At 63.9% G+C, this 10,417-nt stretch carries 13 protein-coding genes; 7 read left to right on the forward strand and 6 right to left on the reverse strand.

Translation table 11 applies throughout. From position 1 onward, the window contains the following. Positions 1–270: 270 nt before the first annotated feature. Positions 271–4,050, reverse strand: coding sequence for a tetratricopeptide repeat protein (locus I6F35_RS22305; protein WP_225119805.1), 3,780 nt, complete (start codon positions 4,048–4,050; stop codon positions 271–273). A gap of 144 nt (positions 4,051–4,194) precedes the next feature. Here I6F35_RS22305 and I6F35_RS22310 point away from each other — a divergent pair, with 144 nt between their 5' ends. Beyond that, positions 4,195–4,449, forward strand: coding sequence for a DUF3551 domain-containing protein (locus I6F35_RS22310; protein WP_225119806.1), 255 nt, complete (start codon positions 4,195–4,197; stop codon positions 4,447–4,449). A 69-nt stretch (positions 4,450–4,518) separates the two neighbouring features. Here I6F35_RS22310 and I6F35_RS22315 read toward each other — a convergent pair whose 3' ends face one another. Continuing rightward, entirely contained in the window at positions 4,519–4,662 is a 144-nt protein-coding gene (locus tag I6F35_RS22315) for a hypothetical protein (protein WP_225119807.1), read from the reverse strand. Positions 4,663–5,233: 571 nt separating this feature from the next. Here I6F35_RS22315 and I6F35_RS22320 point away from each other — a divergent pair. From I6F35_RS22320 to I6F35_RS22345, 6 genes are all read left to right on the forward strand, one after another. Beyond that, positions 5,234–5,503 (forward strand): hypothetical protein, encoded by a 270-nt coding sequence (locus I6F35_RS22320; RefSeq protein ID WP_225119808.1) that lies wholly within the window; start codon positions 5,234–5,236, stop codon positions 5,501–5,503. Further along, a complete protein-coding gene (locus I6F35_RS22325) occupies positions 5,496–5,735 on the forward strand; it encodes a hypothetical protein (RefSeq protein ID WP_225119828.1) in 240 nt (79 codons plus the stop codon). The genes I6F35_RS22320 and I6F35_RS22325 overlap by 8 nt, the downstream gene beginning before the upstream one ends. After that, positions 5,701–5,985 carry a DUF1488 domain-containing protein gene (locus I6F35_RS22330; RefSeq protein WP_225119809.1) on the forward strand — a complete coding sequence of 95 codons (285 nt, stop codon included), beginning with the start codon at positions 5,701–5,703 and terminating at the stop codon, positions 5,983–5,985. Before I6F35_RS22325 ends, I6F35_RS22330 begins: the two co-directional genes overlap by 35 nt. A 141-nt stretch (positions 5,986–6,126) precedes the next feature. After that, on the forward strand, positions 6,127–6,384 hold the full coding sequence (locus tag I6F35_RS22335; protein ID WP_225119810.1) for a hypothetical protein: 258 nt from the start codon (positions 6,127–6,129) through the stop codon (positions 6,382–6,384). Between the two features lie 4 nt (positions 6,385–6,388). Continuing rightward, positions 6,389–6,706 carry a hypothetical protein gene (locus I6F35_RS22340; protein ID WP_225119811.1) on the forward strand — a complete coding sequence of 106 codons (318 nt, stop codon included), beginning with the start codon at positions 6,389–6,391 and terminating at the stop codon, positions 6,704–6,706. A 189-nt stretch (positions 6,707–6,895) separates the two neighbouring features. Continuing rightward, a complete protein-coding gene (locus tag I6F35_RS22345; RefSeq protein WP_225119825.1) occupies positions 6,896–7,417 on the forward strand; it encodes a DUF1269 domain-containing protein in 522 nt (173 codons plus the stop codon). Positions 7,418–7,448: 31 nt separating this feature from the next. On the opposite strand, the gene I6F35_RS22350 is transcribed toward I6F35_RS22345, so the two are convergent. Genes I6F35_RS22350 through fliL form a run of 4 tightly spaced genes read right to left on the reverse strand, consistent with a single transcriptional unit; the run spans position 7,449 to position 10,369 of the window. Then, positions 7,449–8,225: a flagellar protein FlbB gene (locus tag I6F35_RS22350; RefSeq protein ID WP_225119812.1), complete on the reverse strand. Its 777-nt coding sequence runs from the start codon at positions 8,223–8,225 to the stop codon at positions 7,449–7,451. Further along, positions 8,222–8,677, reverse strand: coding sequence for a DUF6468 domain-containing protein (locus tag I6F35_RS22355; RefSeq protein ID WP_225119813.1), 456 nt, complete (start codon positions 8,675–8,677; stop codon positions 8,222–8,224). The genes I6F35_RS22350 and I6F35_RS22355 overlap by 4 nt, the downstream gene beginning before the upstream one ends. A 1-nt stretch (position 8,678) precedes the next feature. Next, positions 8,679–9,875 (reverse strand): flagellar motor switch protein FliM, encoded by a 1,197-nt coding sequence (gene fliM / locus I6F35_RS22360; protein ID WP_225119814.1) that lies wholly within the window; start codon positions 9,873–9,875, stop codon positions 8,679–8,681. A 2-nt stretch (positions 9,876–9,877) separates the two neighbouring features. Beyond that, on the reverse strand, positions 9,878–10,369 hold the full coding sequence (gene fliL, locus I6F35_RS22365; RefSeq protein WP_225119826.1) for a flagellar basal body-associated protein FliL: 492 nt from the start codon (positions 10,367–10,369) through the stop codon (positions 9,878–9,880). Between the last annotated feature and the right edge of the window lie 48 nt (positions 10,370–10,417).

The following is a 10,417-nucleotide window of genomic DNA, read 5'->3' on the forward strand; positions in this document are numbered from 1 at the left end:
GACCGCCGAAAGTTGCCGCCTAAACGGACTGCTGTCGAGATGGCGATAGTACGCAGTCGATGGAGTCTATGTAGCCCGGATGGAGCGCAGAGGCTGAGCAAGTACTCGGGCCGCTGTCGACCTCGTAGAACACCGTTCCTCTATGTTGCCTGTACAGTGCCGATGACAGAATATTCCTCACATCAATGGCTGCTGGGGCGAACAGATTTCTACTGGGCTGCTGGACGATTGAATACTTGCTCAGCCTCGCAGCGTAATCCGGGCTACGGGTTACCGGACGGCGCTGGCGCGCTTGACGCCGACGATGGCAGGCAGCGCCTCAGGATCGGCTTTCGCGCCGGGCACGGCGCCGGTTGCGATCGGATCGGGCAGCGGCGCGCGGGCGGTGGCGTCGGGGAAGCGGAGCTTCATGTCGCGGATGAAGCCGTCGAGCGTGTCGACGCTGGCGGCCATCCGCGCAATCTGGGAGAATTCGGCGCTGTTGGCGGCAACCGGCTTGGCTGCAATGTCGAACGCTGTGCGGTCGGCCTCGCCCGACATCAGCGGCGCATATTTCTCGCGAAAACGGGTAAGCCCGATCGCGTCCTCGGCGAGCGCATAGCCGATCACGGCACGGATGACGTCGCCCTTCTCAGCCAGGTTCAGCGGCGTGAAGTCGCGCCAGCGATCGCCATAATAGAGCTCGATCTGCTCAGAGGCCTCGCGCCAGTGTCGCTGCGCCCAATAGATGTCGGAGCGCAACCGGATCGCCTCGCGGCCCGGGATGTTGGAGACGATGTCGAGCGCAAGATCATGCCGACCGATGTCGCTTTGCGCGCGCGCCTCGAGCAGCAGCCGCTGCTGACGCAATTCGCCTGACAGGTCCGAGATGCGGGTCAAGCGCAGCGCCGCAATCGCGCGCTCCGGCTTGCGGTTGGTGAGATAAACCATGGCTAGACGCGCCGCGACCTGCGCGCGCGCTGCGCCCTCGAGCCGCTTGTCGACCTGGTATTGCAGGAGCTCGGCTGCCTGATCCAGCAGGTCGACGCCGACGAGACGATCGGCCAGGCGGCGGATCATCTCATCGCCGCGGCGACCGATCGGCGTGAGCTCGCGATATTCATAGAACATCGTGAGCGCATCGATCGGCGGGATGCTGTCGCCGGCGGGCCCAAGGAAAAGCTGGGCGAACAGCGCCGACGCCGTATCCTGCGCCTGCCGCGATTCCGGCGAGTTCGGCAGCAGCCTGGTCGCGGCGCGGGTGGCGGCGAACGCCTCCGCATAGCGGCCGGCGTCGGAATAGATCTTCGCCAGGATCTGCATCGTGCGCAGCTCGATGCTGTCGCCGCGCCACATCACCGCGAGCAGTTCGAGCTCGCGCAGGATCTCTGCTTGCGTGATCTCGCCACGCTTCTGCTTCAGTGTGATCTCGAGCAGCTTGCCTTCGGCCGCAGCCTGGCGGTCGAGCGAGTTCGCGGCGAAGCGGTAGGCGTCGAGCGCATCCTTCTCGTAGCCGAGCGCTTCGGCGAGGCGGCCGCGCAGCACCGCTGCGGCCGGCTTCAATTCCTTCGGGACGCCGATCACCTCGAGCTCGCTGCGGCGGCGCGCGGCGCCGGCGAAATCCTTCACTTCGAGCGCCGCCTTCATCGATTCCAGCATGACGATGCGCTGCAGGTCCGGCGGCAGCGTCGCGACCGAGAATTCGGCGTTCTTGAATTTCTCCCGCGCATCCGCCCACTTGCCCTGCCGCGCAAAGGCGAGCCCCTTCCACAATTGGGAATCATAGCCGTTGCCGATCACGGGATTGGCGAGGTCCTTGAGCGCGCGGTCGGGCCGGCCCATCATGATGCTGCTGGCGGCATGGATCATCAACACGGTCGGATCCTCGGCACCGCGCTTGCTCTCCGACAGCATCAGGTTGGCAACGCCATGGGCTTCCTCATACATGGCGCGTGCGACGTAAAACCTGGCAAGGTCGAGCCGCGCCAGCGCGAGCTGCTCGGGCGAAGTGGTCGCCGCTGCGCTGGCCGCGATCAGTGCGTCGAGCCGCTGCAGGAAGTTCTCCGCCTGGTTCTTCTTCCATTCCTCGGCATCGAACAGCGGCTTGACCGCGGCAGTGGCGCGTTCGGCGGCGACATCGGCCGATGACAGCGTCAGCCCACCGGGACGTCCCAGCACCACCTTGTCGGCGCCAACCTCGGCCTTCACATCGTCGGAGTTCGGATGCACCACCAGGCCATGGACGGATTCAAGCAGCGACAGCTCGACGAAATCCTGCCGACGGATGAAGCCGCGGGCCGGCGGCGGCGCGGTCACGACCCACAGCATGTCGCCGGCGTCCGGATCGAGCAGCCGGTGCAATTGACCGGGATTGGCCAGGGGCACGCTGACATTGGCGAGCGCGGGATCGCTGACATTGCGCACCACCATCAAAGGCTGCGGCGTCTTCTGCACCCGGTCGGCGAAGGTCACCGTCCAGCCTGAGCCGGAGGAGCGGTCGTCAGCTTCGAGCGAAGGCATCTGCGGCCGGTTGAGGCGGAAGCGGATCGCCTGCCCTTTGTCCAGCGCAAAGCGGCTGACGTCGGAGATGATGGCGCCGGCCTTGTCGCGGATCGGCGCGAGGTCAACCGGCTCCGCCGAATCGAGCACCAGCCACACCGCGTCGGCGCGGCGGAACAGCGCCGACGGCGTCGCCTTCGCGAAGGTGAACGTCACGCGCAAGCCGTCGCTGTCGCGCTGCGCGTCGACGGTAACAGGCTTCTCGGCGGAGGAAGCCTGCGGCGGTGCGGCTGCGGCCTGTTTCGGCGTGGCACTCGCAGGCGACGGTGAAGCCTCATTGATGGAGCCTGCTGGAAGCTTCTGCGACTCGGCGGGCGCCGCTTGCACCGGAGCCGGAGTCGCCGGCACCTCCTGCGCGACCGTCTCGGGCGCTGGCGGTGACATTTCGGCGGCAGGCGGCTGCATCTTCGCGACAGCAGGCGCTGTGCTCTCGGCCGCCGCGGCCGACCGCGTCTGCGGCGCATTGGCGTCCTGCTCAGGCTTGATGGCGATCCTGGCCTGCTCGGCGAACGTCTCGGACGTGACCGGCGCGATCGGGACCGGCTGCTGCAACGGCGCGGAGTCCCTGATCGCCTTGCCCTGCCCGGCCGCCAGGGCGACCAGCGGCTTCGCCGGCGCGGACGGAACGTTGGCGGCGTGCCCATCCGCCGCCGGCTTCTCCGGCTGCTGGAAGGCGACGTCGACGACGTAGTTCTTGTCCTCACGGAAGGAGCGCACGTCGACTTCGCCGATCAGGTTGATGTCAACAGCGGACGTGTCGGTGTCCGAGCGCTGGTTGATCGAAGCGACGTTCGGCGGCGCCGCCACCTTGGCATCGGCGAGATCGAAACTCAGGACGCTGTTGAACAACAGCGTCAGCTTCTGCTCGTTCAGCACCGAGGACACGCTGACGCCGTCGGGAATTTCGAACACGAAGCGCACGAACGTCGGCTGCACCGACGCGCGCACGCGCACCGGCGGTTTTTTCCTGGCAGCGTCCGCCGCCCGCTGCGCGCGCAACGCACGTTCGGCGGCACGCGCGCGCTCGGCGAGTTCGCGGATCACGTCGGTGGGCAGAGGCGGCGCCGGCCCGGCCCAGTCATCCGGCAGGAAGTCGATGAAGATGCGCTCGGCCGCGGTCATCGTGTTGATCGTCACCCGCCGCGACAGCGACAGCCGGATCGCCATTCCGTCCGGATCGCGCCGCGCCATGCCGACATAATCGGGCACGGCATCCGCCAATCTTTCCACGGGGATATCGACCGGCCGCTTGAAGCGGATGACGACGATCGAACCGGCCGTCGACACTTCGGTCTCGACGTCCTCGGCGAGCTTGAACACCAGCCGCGCAAAGCCGTTCGCCGCCGAGAACGTCGCCACGCCCTTGACGGGGTCATCCGCCCGGACCGCGGAGGAAAACGCCAGCGAGATCAGGAGAGCGGCAAGCGGCAACAGCCGGCCCGGGCAAAGATGCGCCATCCGCACCAAAGCGCGGCCATGCGACCCCAGTCCAGCGGCAGCCCATCGCGCCATGCCAGTTACGTCTTTCAGCCCTCAAGCGTCGAAGCAGGCACGAATGCGCCACCCCGCATCCGAATCTTGAATTGGCTGGCTTAAGGAGCTGTTAATTATCTACACTAGGGATGATTTTGATTTGCCGAATTTATGGACATTCCGATGCATCCAGTGGGTCGGGCGATGCTGGTGACCGGCACAATCCTGGCGGCGCTGCCTGCCCAGGCGCAGACCTATGATCCGCGTTACCCGATCTGCATGCAGGTCTTCAGCATCAGCGGCCCTGCCATCGGCTGTGGCTACACATCAATGGCTCAGTGCAAGGCGTCGGCGTCGGGCCGCGCAGCCGAATGCTTCGCCAACCCGTATTTCGCGGGCGCTCGCAGGAAAGCACCTGTCAGGGCCCGTCGGTGGTAGGCAAGTTACCTATTTGGGTTATCGTACGTGGAGCAGAAGGAAGACAGCCGGTCCGTACGCCGGTCGCCCTCAACGGCCCCTATTTCTTTTTCCAGACGGATAGGTCGGCTGCCAGGTCGCGGTTTTATGACTTGGCGCCGCGGCGATGACTTTGATCTTCTCTTTTTTGGGTTTCTTGGCTTCTCGGTTGCCTCGCCGCTCGCCTTTGGCCATGCTGGTCTCTCCGGTTGTTTAGATGTGAATTAGTCCGGCAACAGGACCTGCCCATGTGGCGTGCAGATCCTCCCATCGATGTAGCCTTGTTGGAGAAGCTATCGGGCCTTCGTCAGTGTGGCCGCCGCCCCCCGCCCTCATGCGGCGGGATTTTCGCGGTACCGTTCGTGGTTGCGACCAGGTATTTCGGTTGCGGCCGCCTAGCGTGTAAGGCGGCCGCTGCGATCACCAGGACCACAAGGAACGGTGGAACGACAATAGGCCGCACGATCCACTCGGCCAGGCGAAATTGCCGCCAGGGAGTACTCCTGCTCTTCGGCGGGAGCGCGCGGCCCTCAGTCACCGGTGGATGCCATAAAAAAGCGATGATGGCGCACGCTACGCCGATGTCCTGAAAATAGCGAGCGCCAAATGACTTCGCCCCGGGCGCGGCAAGAGCGCGCAGGAAGAGACGAATGGCGACTTGCGTTTGCCGCGTGCGGCAAGAAAGCGATGGCTATTGCAGCTTGAAGGGCGCATGCTGTTTCCCGGGCAGCGCCTGCGCAGGCGTTTTCGCGAAAGGCACGCGCGCATGACGATCCGCTCCCGACGAGAAGTCGTCACCTTCAAGCACCCGTTCCTGATCAGAGGTATCGATCGGCTGTTGCCCGCTGGCGACTATGAGGTCATCACCGATGAGGAGACGATCGAGGGACTCTCGTTCGAGGTGTTCCGCCGCGTCGCCACCATGATCATCGTGCCGGTGGAAGGCGCGTCCGGATTGGCGATAGAAATGATCTCGATCGGCTCGGTCGATCTCGCGGACGCGCAGCGCAACGATGCGAGCGCGTCGCATGACTGACAAACCGCTTGTTGCCGTCACGTCGTGGCCGGAAGCGGCTGTCAAGGCGCGTTACCTGCTCGAGCTCTATGCTGCAGGCCTGCCGCCGGAAGATGCAAGGCATCGCGATCTCGTTGCGGCGGTTCTTGAGGATTTTGCACGGCCCACCGAACAAGGAGGACCCCTGATCGCTGCGCCGCTTCCAGGGAGTAGGTCACATGACGCTCAGGCAAAGCCGCTTCATCAGCTATGAATACGACAGGATGGTGGTCCTGTTCTCGATGCTCGACGGACAGAAGGAGATCCCTTGCGCAATCTCGATCTCCGCGATGGATGAACTGGAAGGCGTGGTGCGAGCGAAGGCGACCCAACGCGAAGCGCAATTCATGCGGCTGCGCGACCGCATCGAGGCCTGTGCCAGCGGCAAATACCAGGCGACCGAGTTCGAAGGAACGCCGCCCGGGATCGTCCTGCGCAGCATCGATTTCCGAAGGCCGCGGTAGAGCCCGGGCACCAAACATTATACGCGCTCGACCTAGCCATCGGATGGCTCACGGTTTATGTTGTTGATATCACTGATCGTGAAAAAGGCTTCAGTGACTGAGAGACTGTGCCGCGCTCCCGCCACAGACAGGAGGGAGCCCATGAGTTCCACAATCTATCTATTACATTTTGAACGAAAGTTCGAGCGCCGCTGGGCCTCCAGAATGGTTCGCGACGAGCCACGACGCTCGCCCTCACAAGGCACCAACACCTGCATCTGCGGACACCTCATTACCGCCCCGGTCCGCTCGACCTATTTGCCCACCGGGATCGTGAACGAATGGCGGTGTACCGCTTGCGGCAACCACTGGGAGACGATTGCTGATCCCGGTGTGGACGCAACCAAGCCGGATCAATGAGCCATTGGACAGCTTTTTGCCCAGCCACGGCAACGCGGCGGCGAACAGAAGCTGCTCGACCAAGACGGGCGAAACAGAGCGGCGATTGCACTGCTCGTCTCTCAAAAAGGAGGCTCCTGTGAAGGGAAACATATTCAACAGCAAGGGTATTCACGTCGGCTTTGTGGTCGGTCGAGAGATCTTCGACCGTAATGGCGCCAAGCTCTATGATCTCAAGGGCATCAACATTTACCGGCTGTCCGGAGAGTTGGTTGGCCATCTCACCGACGCGAGCGGTTCGGACAAACGGCTCGATAAAGCGACCGACCGTCTGTTCAGGTAATCACCCAGGCGCGGGCGACGGGCGGACGCCCGAGGGCGCGGCCAAACGCAGACCTATGATCCCACTAACTTGTTGCGCTCTCGTCAGCCCAGGGGTTGATGTGGATCAATGGCGCTCGCTACCATTCGGTTGCATTCGGATGGTCATAGAGCCAGACTAAAATCCGGCGGCCATAGAGGAGAACTGCAAATGAGTGATCTAGTCGTGATCGCATTTCCAACCGAGGCGAAGGCGGAAGAAGTTCGTCAGAAATTGCTGGCCATGCAGAAGGAGTACCTGATCGAACTGGGCGATGCGGTGATTGCGGTGAAGGATCCCGAAGGCCGGGTCAAGCTGAACCAGCTCATCAACACCACGGCCGCCGGCGCGGTCGGCGGCGCGTTCTGGGGCACGCTGATCGGCCTGATCTTCCTGATGCCGCTTGCAGGCGCGGCGCTTGGCGCCGCCGGCGGCACGCTCGGCGGATACCTGACCGACGTCGGTATCGACGACAAATGGATGAAGGAAACGGCTGCTGCCATTCAACCGGGAACCGCAGCCCTTTTTGTGCTGGCGCGCAGGGTGACCGGTGACAAGGTGCTTGAAGGTCTCAAGGGCGAAGGCGGCACCGTGCTGAAGACGTCTCTCGACCACACCAAGGAAGAGGCCCTGCGGGCGGCGCTGGCCGGCGTGCAAGCGGCCGTTCCTGCCCAACCTTCACCGGGTACTTGACGAGACTACCGCCAACGATGCGCCGGAGCAGTCAGTTCAACTTCGGCGCAAGCATCTTTCCTTCGATCTTGGGCAGATCGGCGGCGGGCTGCAGCTTGTCGGGATTGGCGCGGCGGGCGAGCTCGACGGTGAGCCGCTCGGCCGCTTCCGGCTGCATCAGGCCGAGGATGTCGGCCATCTTGCGCGGCTGAATCTGCGAGGCAATCTCGTAGAGCACGCTCATTTCCAACCGGTCGAACACCTTTGCGGCGTCTTTCGGCTTCATGCCCTCATACATCGTGACGATGCCCTTGAAGCGCGCGGCGTCGGCTTCGGCCTTCTGTGCCGCAGCCGCGCTGGTCCTGGCATCGTTGGCCTTGGCCTCCTCCACCTTCGCTTCGATGCGCTTTTCGGCCGCCTTCAACAGGCTTTCGCGGATCTCGATCTCGCGCGCGCGGGCGTCCAATTCCTGCCGGCGCGCCTGCAACCGCTCCAGGATCGCACGTTCGGAGGCCGAGATCTGCGGCGGCAGATTGGGATTGACCACGACGCCATCAGGCTGCGGCGGCGGATCGGCGGCGGTGGGCGGCTCTTCTTTTTTCTTCTCATCCTTGCTTTGCACCGAGCCGGTGATGTCGTTCGGATCTCCCTTGTTCTTTCCTCCCGGGAAATTCAGCGTCTCCTGCGCCCATGACGGCTTGCTCGACTGCGGATCGTAGTCGAACACATAGCCGCCATCGAGCACGAGGCCCGCGACCTTCAGCACCACGAGGCCGAAGATCGCGACCAGCACGACCGGGATGACACGGATGTCGCGAAACGCACTCATGCGGCCATACCGCCTGCCCTTCTGCGTTCGGTGAAGGCTTCAGCCGCCGCCGCCACCGCCTTGGCCGGCGACATCTTCGGCGCCGCCGGCGCGGGCGCCACGGCCGGCGCGGACTCCGTGATCGGCCGTCCCGCCTGCACGATCCGCGACAACCGGCGGATCATGGCATCTGCCTCCGACAACTGGCTCTTCAGATGTGCCGACATCTGCGTCGCCGCGGTGAGCTGGCTGCCGAGATTCTCGTTGACGTCGCGCACCGTGTGCTTCAGCCCGCCGATCGCGCGCTCGGCGATCTCGGTCGCGGTGATCAGTTCGGCGATGGTGGCCTTCAGCGAGTGCTCGTCGGCCTTCAGCCGCTGCAGGCGCTTGTTGAGCAGCATGCAGTAGCCGATCGTCAGTATCAACAGCACGGCGACCAGGCTTTCGATCGCAATTCCGAGGGAATGATTCAAACTATGCCTCCATCATCTTGGTCTGCTCGTCGGCCTTCTCGAACATCGCAAAGGTGGTATTCGGCTTGCGCAAATTCTTGCTGACGCGGATCGCGACGCGGTCGCCGACGCGACCCATGCGGCCCTCGGTCAGGGTGACGTTGCCGCAACGCACCGACACCAGCGAGTCCGCGCGGATGTCGAGCGGCAGCGTGTCGCCGACCTTCAGCTTCATCAAATGCTTCAGCGGAATGTCGGCTTCATAGAGCACGGCTTCGACCGCGATCTCGGCCTGCGCCACTTCGGTCGCGAAATGTCCTTCCCAGATCGGATCGCGGCCGAACTTTTCGCCCATGAACATCTGCAACAGCACGTTGCGGATCGGTTCGATGGTGGCATAAGGCAGCAGCAATTCGATGTTGCCGCCGCGGTCCTCCATGTCGATGCGCAGGCGCACCAGGATCGCGGCGTTGGCGGGACGGCTGATCGCGGCAAAGCGCGGATTGGTCTCGAGGCGGTCGATGGTGAATTTCACCGGCGACAACGGCCGGAACGCCTGCTCGGCATCGGCCAGCACCACCTCGATCAGGCGCTTCACCAGATTGGTCTCGATCGTGGTGTAGGGACGGCCCTCGATACGCAACGAAGTCTGGCCCCTTCGGCCGCCGAGCAGCACGTCGATCATCGAATAGATCAGGCTCGAATCGACCATCGCGAGCCCGAAATTCTCCCACTCCTCTGCCTTGAAGACGCTGAGCACCGCCGGCAGCGGGATCGAGTTCATGTAGTCGCCGAAGCGCACCGAGGTGATGCGGTCGAGCGAGACTTCGACGTTGTCGGAGGTGAAATTGCGCAAGCTCGTCGTCATCAACCGCACCAGGCGGTCGAACACGATTTCCAGCATCGGCAGGCGTTCATACGACACCATCGCGGAATCGATGATGGCGCGGATGCCGGAATGGTCGTCGAGATTGACGTCACCAACCGTGAAGCCGAGCAGGTTGTCGATCTCTTCCTGCGAGAGAACGCGCTCGCCGCCGTTCTTGGTGCCGAAGTCGCGGCTGCCGTCCTCGACCATGGCCGCCCATTGCAGCGCCATGGTCTCCGACAATTCATTCTTGGCAGCTTCTTCCGCTGCCGCCGTGGGATCCTCGGAATCGAGCGACGCCTCCCATTGGGCGGCGATCGCGTCCTGGTCCATCTGGTCGGTGCCGGCCATCGCTACTGGACCACGACTTCCTTGAACAACACCGCGTTCACCTGGTTGGGCGACAGCGCCGCGTTGACACGCTTGGTGAGTTCTTCCTTGAGGCGGAACAGGCCGGCCGAGCCGTTGAGATCGCTGGCGCGCAGTTCGCGCAAATAGGTCTGGAACAGGTCGGTGACGCGCGGCAGCGACGGCTTGATCGCCTCGACCTGCTTCTCCTCCTTCACCTCCAGCACCAGCTTGACCTTCAGATACTGGATGCGCTCGCCGGGCGCGCCGACGAGGTTCACGAGCATGTCGGGGACTTCGACGAAGGCCGGCGGCTTCAGCGGCGGCGCTTCGGCATGCACCTCCTCGCCATGGCCGCGCATCAAGAAGAACCAGCCGGCGCCTCCGCCAAGGACGGCGAGGAAGCCCACGGCAGCGATGATCAGCTTGAGCTTGCCCTTCTTCGAAGCTGCGGCCTCGCCCTCGGCGCCGCCCTCCGCCTTGTCCTCGTCCGCCATCGCCCGCCCGCCCCAAAAACCGGAAACGAACGCGATTTGCCCCAGCCA

This window comes from Bradyrhizobium sp. BRP22, from assembly GCF_020194175.1.
Classification (GTDB): Bacteria; Pseudomonadota; Alphaproteobacteria; order Rhizobiales; family Xanthobacteraceae; genus Bradyrhizobium.